This window comes from Methanogenium cariaci JCM 10550 (genome assembly GCF_001315945.1).
GTDB classification, from domain to species: Archaea; Halobacteriota; Methanomicrobia; order Methanomicrobiales; family Methanomicrobiaceae; genus Methanogenium; species Methanogenium cariaci.
This window is the reverse complement of the sequence record NZ_BBBG01000024.1, coordinates 1-17,551: the sequence shown is the minus strand read 5'-3', so window position 1 is coordinate 17,551 and position 17,551 is coordinate 1. Positions and strand designations below refer to the sequence as shown.

Genomic DNA, 17,551 nt, shown 5'->3' with positions numbered 1-17,551 from the left:
GTACGCTCCGGCGGATGGGCGTGATCGTGGCAGGTATGCAGCGGGACGCGGTCTTTGCCCTGAAGACCCGTGACGAGGGGGCTGGCCGAGGACGTCATCCTGCGGGACCGCGACGTGAACCGTCTCTACTGGCTCGTGGCCCGCCAGTTCAATCTGCTGCTGCGCAATGTCTCCCTGTCCCGCGAGATGGGCGTGGATATCGAACTCGCCCTCATCTATCTGCAGATATCGCGGGTGATCGAACGGGTGGGCGACCATGTCGTCAAGGTCGCAGAAAGCATCCGGAGCCTGATGTACACCTCCCTGGAAAAGAGGATGATCGACCTCATCGAGATCAAGAGCCGGGAGTCGCTGGATATCTTTGAGGGCAGTCTGGAATCGTTCTTTGAAAAGGATATCGTGAAGGCCAATACCCGGATCTCCGATGTCCGCGAGTTCGTCGAGAAATGCAATGACGTCTCCGGCTGGCTGTTTGATCTGGGAGTCTCGGGTGTGGTCTCCATCGGCTACTGTGTGGAGAACTTCCGCCGGGTGGGGGGAATATGCCGGTGTGATCTCGGAGAATGCGATCAACTATCTGGTCAATGAAGAACTCTGACCCTTTTTTTGATCATCACTATATAGCACTATAGAGAGTATGCGCAATATCCGGTAGGACGGGTGCTATCTATAAATACTTTATTTGAGTCATGACTACCCATGACACGGTCAACGGACGTGACAAAAACACTGGAGAGAATTGCGGCAGACAGGGTGAAGTTTGTCCGCCTGCAGTTCTCCGACATACAGGGACTGCCGAAGAACGTGGCCATCCCGGCATGGCAGGCAGAGAAAGCGCTCACCGACGGCATCTCCTTTGACGGCTCCTCGATTGAGGGCTTTGCACGGATTGAAGAGTCCGACATGGTGCTGAAGCCGGACATCTCGACCTACGCCCTCCTGCCCTGGGGAACGGATGAATGCCCGGTGGCACGGTTCATCTGTGATGTCCACATGCCGGACGGCACACCGTTTGAAGGCGACCCCCCCCGCTACATTCTCAAGAAGGCGCTCGCCGAAGCCAAGGAGATGGGCTACACCTTCAACACCGGCCCGGAGCTGGAGTTCTTCCTCTTTAAACTCGACGAGAACGGCATGCCCACGATCGTCCCGCAGGATCAGGGCGGCTACTTTGATCTGGCGCCGACCGATCTGGCAGAGGACGTGCGTACCGAAATTGTGCTCGCATTAACCGACATGGGCTTTGAGATCGAGGCATCCCACCACGAGGTGGCGGAGAGTCAGCACGAAATCGACTTCAAGTACGGCGATGCGTTACGGACGGCCGACAACGTGATCACCTTCAAGTATGTGACCAAGTCCATCGCCCTCCAGAACGGTCTGAACGCGACCTTCATGGCCAAGCCGATCTTCGGCATCTGCGGAAGCGGCATGCACGTCAACGCCTCGCTCTCCAAAGACGGTGAGAACGCGTTTTATGACCCGGAGGCACCGCTTCAGCTCTCGGAGATCTCCCTGCACTTCATCGCCGGGGGGGTGCTGGAGCACGCAAAGAGCATCACCCGTGTCGCCAATCCGACGGTCAACTCCTACAAGCGGCTGGTGCCGGGATATGAAGCACCGGTCTACGTGAGCTGGAGTGCCCAGAACCGTACGGCCCTTGTCCGTGTTCCCTCCCCCCCGTGGCAAGAGCACCCGGATGGAACTGCGGAGCCCGGACCCGACCTGTAACCCCCCCTACCTGACCTTTGCGGCAATCCTCACCGCGGGTATGGAAGGAATCAAAAAGCAGCTCGTCCCTCCTGCAGGAGTGAACCAGAACATCTTCGAGATGTCGGCAGATGATCGCAAAAAGGCCCATATCGATACGCTTCCGGGCGACCTGATCACGGCCAACGAGCACCTTCTGGAGGATAAACTGATCTGTGATACGCTCGGGTCTCATGTCATTGACGGGCTCAACAGTATCGCACAGATGGAATGGGATTCGTTCCGGACCGAGGTACATCCCTGGGAAGTTGAACAGTATCTGACACGGTTCTGATACAAAAAGAATGGGGGGGGAGAGCTGGTTCCTCTCCCCCCCCGGCAGAATGTTCCCGCATCACGAAAGAAACAGGAGAAATTCCGAATAATGATTTCGGATTCATTCATTAAAAATGGTCTGATACATGACAATCGATAGCGGAGATACCGCTTTTATCATCATATGTACGGCAATGGTCATGCTCATGACCCCTGCCGTGGGGGGGGTTGTTCTATGGCGGCATGGTCCGGAGGAAGAATATCATCTCGATGATCGGTCTTGCCTTTGTGGCCTTTGCCGTGGTGAGTGTGCAGTGGGTGGTCGTCGGCTACAGTCTTGCCTTCGGCCCGGATATCGGCGGGTTCATCGGCAATCTGGATCACGTCATGCTCGCCGGGGGGGTCGGGCTGGGGGGGGTGAGGGCATACCGGATATGCTGTTCATGGTCTTCCAGCTCGTGTTTGCTGCGCTGGCCCTTGCGATCATCACGTCCGGGGTGGCCGAGCGGGTGAAGCTCAGTTCGTTCATCGTCTTCGGGCTGTTGTGGACGACGCTCGTCTATGACCCGCTGGCCCACTGGGCCTGGGGGGGCGGGGGGGCTGGGCCTCCCAGCTCGGTGCCCTGGATTTCGCCGGAGGCACGGTGGTGCACATCAGTTCCGGGTTCGGGGGGGCGCTGGCGCTCTGTCTGGTGCTGGGGGGGGTGCGTAAGGGTTTCGGGAAGTACGGGATGGAGCCCTATAACGTCCCGATGACCCTGCTGGGTGCGGCGCTGTTGTGGTTCGGCTGGTTCGGGTTTAACGCGGGCAGTGAACTGGCAGCAGACGGTATCGCGGCAAACGCGTTTGTGGTGACGAACACGGCGGCTGCGGCCGGTGCGCTGGCCTGGATGGTGGCCTCGTGGATACAGGGGAAGCCTGCCACACTGGGCATCGTATCGGGTGCCATCGCAGGTCTTGTGGCCATTACCCCCCCTGCGGCCGGGTTTGTTGACGTGACTGGGTCCCTTGTGATCGGTGCGCTGGCGGGACTGGTCTGTTACGCGGCGCTGTTGTGGCGGCAGAAGAAGAAGATCGACGAGTCGCTGGATGCCTGGGCCATTCACGGGGGGGTCGGCGGGGGGGTGTTCGGCGCTCTTGCGACCGGACTTCTTGCAACAGCCGCGATCGGCGGGGTGAACGGCCTCTTCTACGGCAACGCGAACCAGTTCCTGATACAGCTGCTGGACGTGGTGGTGGCGGTGGCTACGCCTTTGTGGTGACCTATATTCTCGCAAAGGTCGTTGACAAGGTCATGGGCCTGCGGGTCGATGAAAAGGAAGAGTACGTCGGGCTGGATATCTCCCAGCACGGCGAGACGGTGGAGGTATAGAGATGAAGAAGGTGGAGGCCATCGTACGGCCCGAAAAGGTGGAGGAGGTGAAGGCGGCCCTGGATGAAGGGGGGGCTTTTTTGCAATGACGGTGACCAACGTGCACGGCAGAGGTGTGCAGCGGGGCATATCCCTCCAGTTCCGGGGGGGGCGGAAGGTCAATGTCGATCTGATACCCAAGGTAAAGATTGAGATGATCGTCGAGGACGAGGATGTGGAAACGATCATCGCCATTATCAAGCGGGTGGCGGTGACGGGTGAGGCCGGGGGGGACGGCCGTATCTTTGTCATCCCGGTGGAGCAGGCAATAAAGGTCAGGGAAGAACCGGAATGATCTTTTTTCCTCCAAACCGGCACCATCCCATCATTTTTTTCAAAACATAGATAAGAACGGCTCCGCAATTATCATACCAATGATTGGTTCTCAGTTCTGCAATGCCACAGGGGGGGACGGGGGGGTGGTTTTGGAGTGACGTTTGAGCGTTCCGAGAGAAAGTCGGTTGAGATATTGCGGATTCTTTCCGAGCAGCAGGAGCCCCCCCTCGGCGCAAAGCGGCTCAGTGAGCTGATGGCGGAACGCGGGTTTTCGATGTCCGACCGGGCGGTGCAGTATTATCTGCAGTACCTGGACGAGCAGGGGTTTACCCGCAAGGTGGGGAATAAAGGCCGGGTGCTGACGGCAGAGGGGGGGTTTTCTGAGGCGGGGAATGCCCTGGTCGATGACCGCATGGGCTATGTGATATCCCGGCTGGAGCAGCTCTCGTTTAATGTGTCGTTTGACCCGAAGACGCGAACCGGGGGGGATATCGCCTACAACCTGACCTACGTCCCGTATGATGAGATTGAAGCGGTGACGCGGGCGTATGATGAGGTCATTGACCGGGGTTACAGTTTCTTTCAGGGCTATTCTGTCACCGATAACGATCCCCCCCGTCTGCCGCCGGATACGGTCGGGTTCATATCGGCGTGTTCAATCACGATGGACGGGGGGGTGCTCCAGAAGAACGGGATCGGTGTGGATATCGTCTACGGCGGGAGGTTCCGTATTGCGGGTCATCAGCCAATCTGTTTTGACGACCTGATCCGCTACCGGGGGGGCACGACGATTGATCCGCTGCAGCTGTTTATCAACGCAGGGCTGACCTCGGTCGATAGTCTGGTGCACACCGGGAGCGGGGTGGCGCTCGCGAATGTCCGGGAGGTGACGGTGCAGGCGAGGGAGAGGGTCGAGGGGGATTATTGATGATATGGCCGACTGCGGGTTTGTCCGGCCGGTCGGCATAGGGACGAGCCCGTTTAATCTCCGGACGGATCCCTACCGTCTCTCGATCGTCTTCTTCAGCGGCATGAATCTGGTCGCGAATGCGATTGAGCAGGGGTGTAATGTGACGACGGATATCGGTGCGGGGGATTATTCCGTTTTCGAAGATTGCGGATAATAGTAACTGGAGGTGAGAGGGGGGGACTGATCTTCTTTCAGTCCTCAAAACCAGCCGAGTTATCCGTCCACATCTCGCACTGAGAGATAACCGTATTCACTGCATCCTCCATACCCTCGGGCGGATATTTATGCTTCTTTAAAAGACGCTTGACGAGTCTGCGCATACCTGCCCGTGCGGTCTCCTTTTTTTGCCAGTCAATGGTTTTATTTTTCTGCAAAATTTCGGTTAACTCTTTGGTGATGGCGATGAGTTCTTCATTCTCGTAAAAGTCTGCGACGGCCTCCGGCTTTGTCAGAGCATCATAGAACGCCATCTCTTCTGTGGTAAGACCAAGTTTTTCTCCCTCATTTTGTGCCTCTGCCATCTCTTTTGCTATGCTGAGCAGTTCTTCAATGACCTGTTCGTTGGTGAGCATGCCTTTGAGGTAGTTGCTCATGGCAGCGGACAGCAGCTGTGAGAACTTCGAAGACTTCACGACATTCGTCCGGGCATAGACCACCACCTGCTCGGAGAGTAATTTTTTCAATACCTCAACGGCAAGATTTCGTTCCTTCATGCTGGCAATTTCGGTGAGGAATGCTGCATCAAACAATGAGTATTTCTCTTTGATGTCCGAGAAGAGATTTACGACTCCGTCGCTTTGGACACTCTGTTTTAAGAGTTCATTTATGCGGTCGTTGATTTCCCTGAAGGAGAGTTTGCCTTTCCCTTCGATTCTGGTCAGGAGGGTTCTGACGGCTTCAAAGTATGCTGCTTCAAACCGTTGTGTCTGGCTTACCATACTCCGGCATAACGAGAGGGCATGACGGAGCAGGAGAGATTCTTTGATGAATGCTTTTTTGATTTCGGCTTTTGTGGGATGTGATAGGAAGTTGACCCCCCCTCCGCTGATGAGTTTTGCCCGGTCGAGATCTGATCCGGTGGTGAATGCGGAGTAGTCGTATCCATAGAAGAGATCATGGCAGACTTCGAGTTTTTCCATGAACTTGGGATAGGCGGTTCTTCCGATGTCGGGGGGGTTCCCGTAATTTTTCCTGTCCCGCCCGGTATAGTCCCTCATTGCCTGACGCAGAGCACCGGCAATGCCCACGTAATCAACAATGAGGCCGCCCTGTTTGTCTTTGTAGACGCGGTTTACCCGGGCGATGGCCTGCATGAGGTTGTGACCCCCCCTCATCGGTTTGTAGACATACATGGTGGAAAGAGAGGGGACGTCAAAACCCGTGAGCCACATGTCAACGACGATGGCAATTTTCAGGGGGTCGTTGTCGTCTTTGAATTTCCCGCCCATAATTTTGTTGTGTTTTTTGTTGCCGATGACATCCCGCCATTCTTCGGGGGGGTCGTTGTTGTCCGAGGTCATGACCACGCCGATTTTGTCTTTCCACTCAGGACGGAGTTCCATAATCCGCCGATAGATTTTCATGGCAATGGATCGGGAATATGCCACGATCATGGCTTTTCCGGTGAGCTCAAACTGCCGGTATGTTTCGTAGTGGGTGATGATATCTTCACAGAGCGAGGTGATGGTTTCCGGGGGGGCTCCGAGGATGCTTTCAAGCCGCCCGAGTTCCTGTTTACTTTTTTCTACGATGTATTCTTCCGCATCTTCAGCGATTCTGCCATATTCGGTGTCGATTTTTTCGAGAACGTCTTTATTCAGGTTGAGGGCAATCACCCTGCTTTCGTAGTAGATGGGGGGGAGGGTTGCGTTGTCTTCGACCGACTGAGTCATGTCGTAGACGTCAATGTAGTTCCCGAATATTTCCCGGGTGTTTCTGTCGGCGTTTGATATGGGAGTGCCGGTGAATCCGATGTAGGTGGCATTCGGCAGGCTGTCCCGGATTTTTCGTGCGGTTCCGATGAAGATTTTGCCGGTATTGGGATTGATTTTTTCTTCAAGCCCGTACTGGCTGCGGTGTGCTTCGTCGGCTATGACAACGATGTTTCTCCGTTTGGAGAGGGCAGCATCATATTCTTCGAACTTCTGCATGGTGGTGAAGATGATGCCGTTTGCTTCCCGGTTCTGAAGGAGGTTTTTGAGGTCTGTTCTGCTTTCGGCATTAAGGGGGGGAGTCTGACGCAGGTAGTCTGCGCAGCTTGAGAACTGACCGAACAACTGGCCGTCGAGGTCGTTTCGGTCGGTGATGACAACGATTGTCGGGCTGTTTAATGTGGTCTGGAGTTGTTTTGCGTAGAAGACCATGGACAGGGATTTTCCGCTGCCCTGTGTGTGCCAGAAGACTCCTCCTTTTCCGTCGGTGGAGGTTGCTTCTTTTGTTGAGGTAAGGGCTTTTTTACGGCGAAGTACTGGTGATAGCGCCGAGGATTTTTTTATCGTTCGGGATTTCTCTGGAGTAGCAGATGAAGTGTTTGAGGATGTCGAGGAACCGGTTTTTCTCAAACATGCCTTCGAAGAGGACGTCGAATGCGGCATATTTTGTGTTTTCGTAGCTGCCGTCGGTGGATTTCCATTCCATGTACCAGTCTTCGTCTGCGGTGATGGTGCCTGCTTTTGAGGTGGCATGGTCACTCATGACGCAGAACGCGTTGTAGACAAAGAGGGAGGTGATGTCATGCATGTAGTTTCTGAGTTGCCGGTATGCTTCGGATACGTCTGTCTCTTCACGCGAAGGGGGGGATTTGAGTTCGATGACTACCAGAGGGAGTCCGTTTACGAAGATGACGATGTCAGGGCGTTTTTCCACTTCGTCAACCACCGTCCACTGGTTGATGACATGGAAGGTATTGTTGTTGACATTCTGATAATCGATGAGGGAAACAAGGGTTGAGCGCTCTTCTGTTCCATCGTAGTATTTTACGGATATGCCGTTTTGGAGGTAGTCGGTGAAGACGGAATTTTTCTGGATGAGGGTGCCGGTGCCGATGCTTTTGAGTTTGGAGACGGCTTCTTCAAGGGCAGCCTGAGGGAGCGTCGGGTTTATTGTTTCAAGGGCAGGGAGTATCTGTTCTTCATAGAGCGGGTTGTGGTAGTCCCGCCTGATATCCGGCCCGTATGCGTAGGTGTAGCCAAGATTTTTTTGGAAGAGTTCGATGATGGAGTTTTCAAAGTCGGCTTCGGTGAATGTCATGGGTGATTCTCTTTTTGGGACAGGGATGTACGGTATTTCTGCTGTGGGTGCGTGGGTTTTTCAGGATTGGTTTTCTGAATTTTTTTCTCAGCCAGTAATGGTGATATGTGGCAGGTGTATAGTGTTGAATGAGAGGATTCACTTCCAACGAGGAGGGATACTTCCCAAGGGTGAAATGAGTCGCTTCTAAGGTTACTTTTTTGATGAGTTCATCAATGCCCGGATATGCACATCGTTTTGTTTCGCTGATGATTTGTAGCGGGTCTTCTGATACATTCGGAGACAATACAGGAATTTCCATGCATTATGTTCTATTATTTTATAGAATGATTTTAATTGATATAAAAGAGGCGTGTTTGGGTGGATTATTTGGATGGAAAAAAGGGAAGCTTATGGGGGGATTTTAACGAAGCCGGTTTAACATATTCCTCAATATCTAGCTCTTCACCAAAATCGGATAGATGAAGGGCATATTCACCGGAAGAAGTAATGGTATACCTCACTGAAGTTTCAGTAGGATCATTGCGTATAACATAATTTTTCGCAATCAGTTTTCTCATAAGGGATCCGTTTAATTTTGTCAGAAGTTTGCTCTGAAGTTTTCTGAGTCTTTCAATTTTCTCTTTCGGAAAATCTTTCGTATCCATATCCCTGAAAACCGGCAATTCGTCATAATCATCTGGATATTTCTCATGAAGGAGATCACACAATTCTTTAGTTGTTGCCCATCTGTATGAAGTGAGACTTTTTGCATATAGTAGTTCTAAGATGCAGACTTCTGTTTCTGTTGGCAGTTCAAACCGATAGTTCGAGAGTTCTTCAACCCAGCTTGAATCATGCGGACATATGCAGACCCCCATGTTCTTTGAATTCTTTATCTGTTTTTGAAAATTTCTTTGAATGAACATAATATACCGATACATCATGTGCCATTCCGGCTATTGAAGCAGCAACTGAAGCAAATCGTCCTGATGATGACATATTTATGAATATGTTACTATTATTCTTTTTTTCCATAAGAATAAGTTTTGAAAATGTATTGATGAGAGGCGCAAAATTGAATGTATCTGTTGTTACTATTTTAACGTCAATATGCAGTTTTTTTAAATCGTTGACAACCATCTGAGTGTAATATTCCTGTTCTAACTGCATTGAGTCCACTTCGCTATTTGAATCAGGGGGGGAGCCTTCGTTTACTACCAGATAGACAAGGTCTGCTGTTCGATCATGAAATGGAACTACTGCACGTTCTCTTTCATGTCCAAGTGGGACAATGTGAATAGTTTTCCCCAAATCATTTTTCATAATCTCCTGTTGTTTTTCATGTTGATGAATTTTTGTTATGTATTATTATTACTATAAAATTTATTTTGCAAAAATTACTATGAGAGCAAAATATATTACAGTTCAACCCAATATCAAAATGGAAATATATATCCTGGGACAGACTCACAATCGGCAAACTTCAATCCAATATGGATAGCAATAAACAGAATTTTCCACCATGGATTTTTCCACAAAAACCTCGCGATAAAATGAGGAGGATAGGTGATACTATGTCGCAACCACGTGATACCGTAAATTATGTCCTTCGTGACGGGAACAAAATCGTCTATCAGGGAATTACGAATGACTATGACAGGCGTATTGCAGAACACAAGAAGGATGGTAAAGAATTTACCAGCACTTCCTGTTCAGTAAAACGAACACGGAATTCTGCTTTACAGCATGAAGCAAACGATCTTGAGAGATATCAGCGCAATCAGGGAAAGTTACCTAAGTACAATGATATGCTCTAAGTATTGAGGGAAGAACAAGGGATTCAACCCTGAATCCTTTTTGAAATTTCAAACAAAAAATAACGGAAAAAATATGTCGATATTTGAGAACTCAAATCAACTTAACCCATCATTTCTGACATCTGTATGGCTGTTTTTTTCACTAATTGCAGTTGGAACAGCTATGATAGGATTTGATGCAGGGGGGGGTTGGCAAATTGTCATGGATTATTTGCTTGGCAGTATTGTGATAGCCTGCTTGATAAAAATCATCTGAAAAGCATTTTGATAGCGTCATAAACAACGATGAATGGAAATTACCATTCATCATTTATTGAGGCAGTTACCATATTATATAGCATTTTTAGAGGTTTTGGAAATAGGGATGTAACCTTTAGCAATTTTCAGATTTCAATCTCCCCCCACTCATCAATTTGGTCAACAATGTATCCCTTACTCCAGATATTTCAACGGATTCTTTTGTCAGGGTAGTGATTTGATTGTATAATGGTTTAACAATGGAATTATACCGCATTAAAACATCAACAGAAGGAATCAGGAAAGGAATTGTCCGGAAATTCCTCTTGCTTATTTCCTGAAAAGTACTCCCCGTTTGCCCGCCCTTCAATAATACCCATATTCTTACGCAACCATTGTAAAAGAAAGACATTGGAAATCTCTTTATCGCAAATCATAGCAATAAATCCCTGATTTATCGAAACGGGAACAGAAGATATAGCAAGATAGCCTACTGGAGCACGTGAGGATAAAAGAAGTGTCCCAGCTGGAAGATGTTTGGAACTAATGCTTTGTACTCCTTCTTCAGTGATATGACGTTCCGTGTCCAACAATATAGGTGAAATAAGAGTCGAGAGGTCTTTGGGCGTACAAAATGGATTCTCACCATTTTCCCAGAAAACGGGGGGGTTCTTTGTATCTGGAGTACTACCACCTAGAATCTGTACAACATCTCCAATCGTTCCCACTTCCCACCCCCCCTCCGGCACACTCCCCCCCATCTCAGACTCAACCATCTTCCCGCCCGCCGACTGATACGGTTTGCCATCGGCATTCGGAAACTCAAACTCCACAAACCACCGGTGGAACAATGCCCGGGCAATTTCTTCAAGCACCGTGTTCATGCGGTTGTTGCATTCAATTTTGTCGTCGAGAGAAGACAAAATTTTACCAATTTTTGCTTGTTCTTTTTTATCCTGAGGGACATAGACCTCAATATTTTTCATTGTGGCACCTGAAACTTCTTTGAAGGTTGTCCCACTCCCCATAGATACAATTTTATTTTTATAAAATATCAGAAGATAATATAGGAATAAATAATCCGTATTTTTATTTGGAACAATACTTTTGAATCCCTGATTTGTAGCAACCTCTTTTGATGAAATAGCAACATATCCAATGGGAGCACGTGAAGTGAAAAGAACAGTGTTTTTAGGGAGTAATTTTGCAGAACAACTTTTCAATCCAAGCTCTGTTATGTTTCTTTCTCCACGAGAGATGAAACGTCCACTAAAATTTGATAGGTCTTTTGGAGTGATCCATGCAACATCTCCTCCATAATATACCTCATTTTTTGTGGAAGGGGGTTGCCCCCCCACCAACCACATCTCCCAAATCGGACAGCTTTATTTGAATCCATTCTTTCATTTAACTCACCTACTCATTCTCTATTTTATATTGAGAATCTAATATCTCATTGGCTTTCAAATCATATTTTACTTCAAAAAGGTATTTTGTTTCATTAATGTCAGCAAATATTTTTACGATATAAATACCATCCTCATCAGATATACTGACATCCTGTACATTAAAATCCGTTACACTAATGTCATAGGTATTTCCGCTTGCATCAACAACTGATTCTTTAAGATAAACCTCATTTTCAAAAGCCAGACGAACCAGTTTTTCTTTGTTCAAATTGTTTTGTACTTCAAGATAATCTATTATTTTATCTTCAGAATCAAATACTTTGAATTTTTCATTAAGATCACCTGCAAATACTTCTGAAAAATCTGCGTCTTTAGAAAAGAGAATTCCAATTACATTCTTTTTGTCACAATAATGCAACATTGTTTCGATGATTAAAGCATCTTTCAATCCGGCATCAGAATATTTCTTATTTCCTTTTGTTGCTTTTGTTTCAACAAATGGTTTTTCTTTTCGAAACACTTTATCTATTAATTTTTCAACTACAGCTTTACTTTTTGGATGAGAAATTTTTCTACATTCATCTGAATTATCAACCCAGAACTTTTTTGAAATTGTTTTTATATGGTCTTCATAATTATCCAAATTATCAATTTTAAACGAGCAATTAATCTCCGCCAATTCTCCAAATACTTTATTATATGTCACTATTTGATCCTGGACGGATTGTTTTTGCACAAAATAGCCATCTCTCATATGTTGAATTATTTCTCTCCAGACAACTTCGGGAATGCATAATTGAACATCGTTTGTCAAACCATTTTTTTGAATGAAACCCAATATCTTATCATATTCACGTGGTAGCTTAAAATCGTCAAAATATAGAAGATTTTTGCCAAAACGTGTCTCTAGGATATTGGTATCAAAAAAATATTGAACTTTTTTGAAGCTTTAGCTGACATATTATACCTCAAACCTCACGTATTTCATCTTCATTTTTTCGGCTAACATGCCAATCACTCCGTCCTTCCCCGTCCGTCTCCCTCAGCACTCGGATCTCATCTGCCACGAATTTCTCCAGTTCGTCGGTCGAAGGAAGAACCACCTCATACTTTGATACAAACAGATCGTTTGCAATCCCTGCTGTCGCGTACTTTACCAACTCATCATTCTTCTCAGTACAGAGCAGAATTCCGACCGGCGGATTGTCCCCCCCTTCACACCGTTCATTTTCCTTAAACCAGTTCAGATACGTATTTAACTGGCCAACTGCCTCATGACTCATCCGCCCTGTCTTCAGCTCAACCAGTATATGGCACTTCAAAATCCGGTGATAAAATACCAGATCCACAAAATAATACTCATTTCCAATCAGAACACGTCTTTGCCGGGCCTCAAAACAAAACCCGCGTCCAAGTTCAAGTAAAAATGTTTCAAGTTTATCCAGAAGGGCTGACTCAAACACAGACTCATCCATTACTTCAGCAGGCTTCAGACCCAGAAACTCAAACACATACGGATCACGGATTGCCATCAACGGAAAGGAAATCTCTGCACCCTCATTTGCCAGACGACTCAATGCTTCCTTATCTTTTGACAGACCTGATCTCTCAAAATACATCGAAGCAACCTGCCGTTTTAACTCACGAACAGACCAGCAGCCTTTGATAGATTCAATCTCATAAAACAGGCGTTTTACCGGATTTTCTATCTCCATAATCTCAGAGAGATGGGAAAATGATAAGGACGTGATTAATTTTTCCGGTGGTGTTCTGAATGTGGGAGACAGTGTCTCCCCCCCAATTCCCCCCCATATATATTGATTTTGTCTATCATCTGTGGGTGAACAAAGTGACACATAGTGTTCACTGACTCCTTCGGGAAGAAGAGAGCCCACATCAGGATACCGATGATAAAACAGGATATACCTCGAAAGCTCCCGCCGGTCACACCTTTTCAGACCGGAACGCTTCAGCTCCTGAGAAATACTCACCAGCAATTTATCTCCGTATCCGGCACGATTGGAACCGTGCAGCTCAAACTCTGAAATATACGCACCGATGCACCAGTTCCTGAGCGTAAGACTCACATTCACTGCCTTAACCGCAGAGGAAACAAATTTCGCATCAATCTCACGAATAGACCCTACAAGAACATCGAATGAAAAATCCTGCATTATCTATACCTCAAACCCCCCCACACTCTTCAACTGCCTGCGGATCTCCGCCTCTGCCTTCTTACTCTCCACAAACAACCCGGAAAGCTCTCCCGTCAGCCGTGCCATCTTCTCCTCAAACGGCTCCCCCCCGTCATCCTCGACATCGGCCATACCCACATACCGGCCCGGCGTCAGAATGTAATCCTGCTTTGCAATCTGTGTCGTATCAACAGCCGCACAAAACCCTGCCACATCCAAAAGCGTCCCCGCCTCAAACTCAGAGACCGTCTTCCCGATTAATCCGATATCCTCATCTGTTAGCTCCCGGAGCTTCCGGGACTTCATCGACCCCATCGTCCGGGCATCAATAAACAGCGTCTTTCCCTTCTGTGTCTTGTCCTTACTGATGAACCAGAGAGAGACCGGAATCTGTGTCGTAAAAAAGAGCTGCGGAGGCATCGCAACAATACACTCTACCAAATCCGCCTCCACGATATTTTTGCGGATATCACCTTCGCCACCCGACTGCGACGAAAGAGAACCGTTCGCCAGAACCAGACCGAGCCTGCCCTTCGGTGCCAGATGGTGAATCATGTGCTGCATCCAGGCAAAGTTCGCATTCCCTGAAGCGGAATGCCAAACTTCCAGCGCACATCATCGGCGAGCTTATCCGCCCCCCAGTTTGAGAGATTGAACGGCGGATTTGCCATAATAAAATCAGCCTTCAGCGTCGGGTGCAGATCATGGTAGAACGTATCGGCACTGAACTTTCCGAGGTCAGCCTCAATACCCCCCCGGATAGCCAGATTCATCTGTGCCATCTTCCAGGTCGTCGAATTTGAATCCTGACCATAAACCGATATATTATTGATATTTCCCCCCCGGTGGTTTTCGATGAACTTCGCCGACTGAACAAACATCCCGCCACTGCCGCAGCACGGATCATACACTCTTCCCTGACATGGCTGAAGGACTTCCACAAGCGTCTTCACCACACAGGCAGGAGTGAAAAATTCACCGGCTAATTTCCCCCCCCTCCTGCTCGGCAAACTTCGCAAGGCAGTATTCATAGGTTCTCCCGAGAATATCCTTCCTGTCCCCCCCGTGATCTGCCATCATCATATTGGTAAACAGATCGACGACCTCACCGAGCCTGCGTTTATCAAGCTCGGGACGGGCAAACGTCTTTGGCAGAATATCTTTCAGACGTTTGTTCTCCTTCTCAATCGCCCGCATCGCCTCATCAATCGCCATTCCAATCTCAGGGGGGGTGTGGGCATTCTCTGCAATGACATCCCACCGGGCATCAGGCGGAACGTAAAACACCCCCTCGGCAAGATACTCATCGCGGTCTTCTTCAAATCCGGCACCTTCGTCTTTGAGAGCCGTATATTTCTGCTCAAACCTATCAGAGATGTACTTGAGAAAGATCAAACCCAGAACAACATGCTTGTATTCTGATGCGTCCATGTTGCCCCCGAAGGACACATGCCGCATTCCATATTTTCGTTTCAAATTCATTATCTGCGGAATTATTCTTTGCCATGGTGTAAATTCTCCCTGAGGGCGAAATATCAATAGTAATTCTTCATGGATGTTAGACGGGGATAAATTCATTGAAATATGCGTGAACAATTCCATCCCCCCCACTGCCCGTTTCTGCATCATCCACTGAATTATGTGAAGATGTTCCACGGATAATCAAAAAAACCTGCCTTTCCCTGATCTTCAGATTAAGAAATTTCGGTATGAGCCCTGTAGATTCCCTGTGATTACCTGCATCAGTTTATGATGAATCTGTTCTCCTCACCAGTACACGTGCCGGAAGAGAGGTATGGTATTTCATCTCTTATCCCACCCCCCCCGTTTTTGCGAAAACACGCCCCGGAACGAACCCCCCCTCCCACCCCCCCGATTATTACCCCCCCCAGGAATATACGACAGTAATGCAGTTTATTTCCGAAACAACCCACATATCACAGACCAATAAGGCCCTTATCTCAGCGAATATTTTGAGAGGATGGAATGTATATCTCCCCCCCCGGAGATCAGCTCGCTCCGGCTTTCTGTGAGGGTGCATTCATTCAAAACGAAATCCCGCCCCCCCTGGGCACAGTTAAGCGCAATATGAGCACAATAGCATCCCTAATCCACCATTCAACCCATTCCCCCCCACGTGTTATTCATCAATACCAGATATGGGCACCCCCCCTCTTCTCCTATGCACAGGAAATCATTTCCATGAACGGAATGAAGAGAAACGCCAGATCACAATAATCCGTAGCAATGGGCTTCACGAAAGAGAAGAATAGCCATGAGTTGGTGCTGAGGATATATTTTCCCGGAATATTTTCAGGAATAGAACAGCAAATGAGATGATCTAGGATAAGTTTATACACATCTATCATTTTTTAAATCAAATGAATGGGATTTATCGTAAAAAAATAGAAATTATAATATTAGAGATTATGTCAAACCAATGCAAATTACCGATAGGATTTTTTTACTATTAATTCTGTTTTGTGCGGTGTGTATCAATTGTGTGAGTGCAGAAATGGGGAATCCAAATCTGGTTGTGTATCCAAACTCCCCCCCTACCATTGAACGAGGGAGTACCGCGACATTATCTGTTTCAGTACAGGAGATATCCGGTCTGGATTATGCCTATGGAGTTGTCGTCACCCCCCCAACAATTGCATCATCGAGCAGGTGTACAATCTCACCGATAAGCAGAACAACGTCAAGGATTAGCGAATACTCTTCATCAACCTTCTATTTTACGATATCAGCACCAGCTGATGCTTTTACCGGAACTTATACCGGAAGTGTTCGGGTCAAATATTATGAAACCGGAGCGATGGGTCTGGGAAATTATGGTCCCTATTATGAATCCGGAACATTTTCAGTCTCTGTAATAAAAGGAACAGGTGATTTATCAGTAACCTCAAATCCCTCTCAGGCAACAGTATACCTTGATGGAAATCCTCGTGGAAAAACTCCTCTGAAGATTTCAGATATTAAAGAGGGCATGCATACTGTCTCAATGAAAAAATCAGGATATAAAGACTATTCTACGCGAATATCAATTGTTCCGGGTTCTCTGAAGATGTTAGATACAACTTTAGCGAAGTCCACTGCTGACATTAAAGTATCCTCAACACCCGGTCCTGCAAATGTATTTCTTGATGATACCTATAAAGGGATATCGCCAGTAACAATCACCGGAGTATCCCCCGGCAAACATAATGTGAAACTGGTGTATGAAGGGTATGATGACTATCTGAAAGAAGTTAGTGTTACCGCGGGTGATGTAATTTCAGTTGATGCCAGCCTGGTAAAATCCCTACCAATTCCCATACCAAAAATACCCGGATTAAGTAACGAGATGGTATTTGGGATAATTGGAGTGCTTTTACTCATTGGCATTGTGATTCCTGTTTCACTAAAAAGGAAACCAAATAGATCAAAATATACAGACAACTCTGTGAATTCAGCCAGAAGAGATCAAAATACGATCGATCCCGATGTTTCAGATAAGGGAGAACCCGAAGAGGAGATTGGGGGGGTATTTGAATACGAAAAGATCAAGATTCTGGCCGATATTGAAGGGCTCAAAGATACATTAGCTAAAAGTAGAAATGGAGAGGAGACCCGGAAATTACAAAAAGAGATTATGGACAAATCGATAAACTTGGCTCAGGTTAATGTCCAACTTCAGGATAAAGCAGGATTACTAGAATCTCTTGAGGCAATTAAAAGAAATTCTCCCGTTCATCTTGATGAGTTAATTCATTTCATTGTTCAAACAGAGCATATGATAGAGTATGAAATGCCAATGACCCCCCCTAAATTCAGTGAAAGCTTATCGGAATTACTGAACCAGATAATTCAAAGATAGGTTTCTCAGATAAATTCATTTTTTTGAAAATCAGGGAGATATTTTTCCAAGGTTTCAACAGGGAGAATAGGGCTGAACCAGTTGTTCTCAATATGAAGGACAATGTCCCACATCTCACCCCC

At 47.5% G+C, this 17,551-nt stretch carries 12 protein-coding genes and 6 pseudogenes; 7 read left to right on the top strand and 11 right to left on the bottom strand.

Annotation, left to right across the window (positions count from 1 at the left end; genetic code table 11):
• The first annotated feature begins 69 nt into the window (after positions 1–69).
• From JCM10550_RS23600 to JCM10550_RS14465, 5 genes and pseudogenes are all read left to right on the top strand, one after another.
• Positions 70–588, top strand: a complete 519-nt coding sequence (locus JCM10550_RS23600) for a PhoU domain-containing protein (protein ID WP_245619307.1) — start codon at positions 70–72, stop codon at positions 586–588.
• Between the two features lie 111 nt (positions 589–699).
• Positions 700–2,044: pseudogene (gene glnA, locus JCM10550_RS14480) on the top strand (type I glutamate--ammonia ligase).
• A 127-nt stretch (positions 2,045–2,171) separates the two neighbouring features.
• A pseudogene (locus JCM10550_RS14475) lies at positions 2,172–3,396 on the top strand (ammonium transporter).
• A 2-nt stretch (positions 3,397–3,398) separates the two neighbouring features.
• Positions 3,399–3,730 (top strand): annotated as a pseudogene (locus JCM10550_RS14470) (P-II family nitrogen regulator).
• Between the two features lie 135 nt (positions 3,731–3,865).
• A pseudogene (locus JCM10550_RS14465) lies at positions 3,866–4,851 on the top strand (NrpR regulatory domain-containing protein).
• 21 nt (positions 4,852–4,872) lie between these two features.
• Here JCM10550_RS14465 and JCM10550_RS14460 read toward each other — a convergent pair.
• From JCM10550_RS14460 to JCM10550_RS14450, 4 genes are all read right to left on the bottom strand, one after another.
• Positions 4,873–7,242, bottom strand: coding sequence for a type I restriction endonuclease subunit R (locus JCM10550_RS14460; protein WP_245619305.1), 2,370 nt, complete (start codon positions 7,240–7,242; stop codon positions 4,873–4,875).
• Positions 7,136–7,930, bottom strand: a complete 795-nt coding sequence (locus tag JCM10550_RS23595; RefSeq protein ID WP_245619303.1) for a type I restriction endonuclease — start codon at positions 7,928–7,930, stop codon at positions 7,136–7,138. The genes JCM10550_RS14460 and JCM10550_RS23595 overlap by 107 nt, the downstream gene beginning before the upstream one ends.
• A 365-nt stretch (positions 7,931–8,295) precedes the next feature.
• Positions 8,296–8,790, bottom strand: a complete 495-nt coding sequence (locus tag JCM10550_RS14455) for a DUF6293 family protein (protein WP_062400142.1) — start codon at positions 8,788–8,790, stop codon at positions 8,296–8,298.
• The gene (locus JCM10550_RS14450; protein WP_062400140.1) at positions 8,765–9,235 is read right to left on the bottom strand and encodes a DUF6293 family protein; all 471 of its coding nucleotides are present in this window, start codon (positions 9,233–9,235) and stop codon (positions 8,765–8,767) included. Before JCM10550_RS14450 ends, JCM10550_RS14455 begins: the two co-directional genes overlap by 26 nt.
• A gap of 251 nt (positions 9,236–9,486) precedes the next feature.
• Here JCM10550_RS14450 and JCM10550_RS14445 point away from each other — a divergent pair, with 251 nt between their 5' ends.
• Positions 9,487–9,729 (top strand): hypothetical protein, encoded by a 243-nt coding sequence (locus JCM10550_RS14445; RefSeq protein WP_157200312.1) that lies wholly within the window; start codon positions 9,487–9,489, stop codon positions 9,727–9,729.
• A 521-nt stretch (positions 9,730–10,250) separates the two neighbouring features.
• Here the strand turns inward: JCM10550_RS14445 and JCM10550_RS14440 are convergent.
• The 7 genes and pseudogenes from JCM10550_RS14440 to JCM10550_RS19165 all read right to left on the bottom strand — a co-directional run.
• The gene (locus JCM10550_RS14440) at positions 10,251–11,324 is read right to left on the bottom strand and encodes a restriction endonuclease subunit S (protein WP_218185247.1); all 1,074 of its coding nucleotides are present in this window, start codon (positions 11,322–11,324) and stop codon (positions 10,251–10,253) included.
• Between the two features lie 58 nt (positions 11,325–11,382).
• A pseudogene (locus JCM10550_RS14435) lies at positions 11,383–12,291 on the bottom strand (PIN domain-containing protein); the annotation flags it as partial.
• A gap of 52 nt (positions 12,292–12,343) precedes the next feature.
• Positions 12,344–13,549: a YhcG family protein gene (locus tag JCM10550_RS14430; RefSeq protein ID WP_062400132.1), complete on the bottom strand. Its 1,206-nt coding sequence runs from the start codon at positions 13,547–13,549 to the stop codon at positions 12,344–12,346.
• 3 nt (positions 13,550–13,552) lie between these two features.
• Positions 13,553–14,134, bottom strand: a complete 582-nt coding sequence (locus tag JCM10550_RS25330; RefSeq protein ID WP_281175420.1) for an N-6 DNA methylase — start codon at positions 14,132–14,134, stop codon at positions 13,553–13,555.
• Complete coding sequence (locus JCM10550_RS25325) at positions 14,122–14,601, bottom strand: class I SAM-dependent DNA methyltransferase (RefSeq protein ID WP_281175419.1); 480 nt, start codon at positions 14,599–14,601, stop codon at positions 14,122–14,124. Before JCM10550_RS25325 ends, JCM10550_RS25330 begins: the two co-directional genes overlap by 13 nt.
• Positions 14,546–15,001, bottom strand: a complete 456-nt coding sequence (locus JCM10550_RS23590; RefSeq protein ID WP_245619302.1) for a type I restriction-modification system subunit M N-terminal domain-containing protein — start codon at positions 14,999–15,001, stop codon at positions 14,546–14,548. Before JCM10550_RS23590 ends, JCM10550_RS25325 begins: the two co-directional genes overlap by 56 nt.
• 819 nt (positions 15,002–15,820) lie before the next feature.
• Positions 15,821–15,913 (bottom strand): annotated as a pseudogene (locus JCM10550_RS19165) (IS5/IS1182 family transposase); the annotation flags it as partial.
• Between the two features lie 160 nt (positions 15,914–16,073).
• Here JCM10550_RS19165 and JCM10550_RS17565 point away from each other — a divergent pair.
• Entirely contained in the window at positions 16,074–17,429 is a 1,356-nt protein-coding gene (locus JCM10550_RS17565) for a PEGA domain-containing protein (protein ID WP_172673925.1), read from the top strand.
• Positions 17,430–17,551: the final 122 nt, after the last annotated feature.

What these genes read in the sequence shown, in the direction of transcription:
- JCM10550_RS23595 (WP_245619303.1), bottom strand. Translation starts at nt 7,930, where the DNA reads ATGACATTCACCGAAGCCGACTTTGAAAACTCCATCATCGAACTCTTC.
- JCM10550_RS14455 (WP_062400142.1), bottom strand. Translation starts at nt 8,790, where the DNA reads ATGGGGGTCTGCATATGTCCGCATGATTCAAGCTGGGTTGAAGAACTC.
- JCM10550_RS14450 (WP_062400140.1), bottom strand. Translation starts at nt 9,235, where the DNA reads ATGAAAAATGATTTGGGGAAAACTATTCACATTGTCCCACTTGGACAT.
- JCM10550_RS14445 (WP_157200312.1), top strand. Translation starts at nt 9,487, where the DNA reads ATGTCGCAACCACGTGATACCGTAAATTATGTCCTTCGTGACGGGAAC.
- JCM10550_RS14430 (WP_062400132.1), bottom strand. Translation starts at nt 13,549, where the DNA reads ATGCAGGATTTTTCATTCGATGTTCTTGTAGGGTCTATTCGTGAGATT.
- JCM10550_RS25330 (WP_281175420.1), bottom strand. Translation starts at nt 14,134, where the DNA reads ATGCAGCACATGATTCACCATCTGGCACCGAAGGGCAGGCTCGGTCTG.
- JCM10550_RS25325 (WP_281175419.1), bottom strand. Translation starts at nt 14,601, where the DNA reads ATGAATACTGCCTTGCGAAGTTTGCCGAGCAGGAGGGGGGGGAAATTA.
- JCM10550_RS23590 (WP_245619302.1), bottom strand. Translation starts at nt 15,001, where the DNA reads ATGGACGCATCAGAATACAAGCATGTTGTTCTGGGTTTGATCTTTCTC.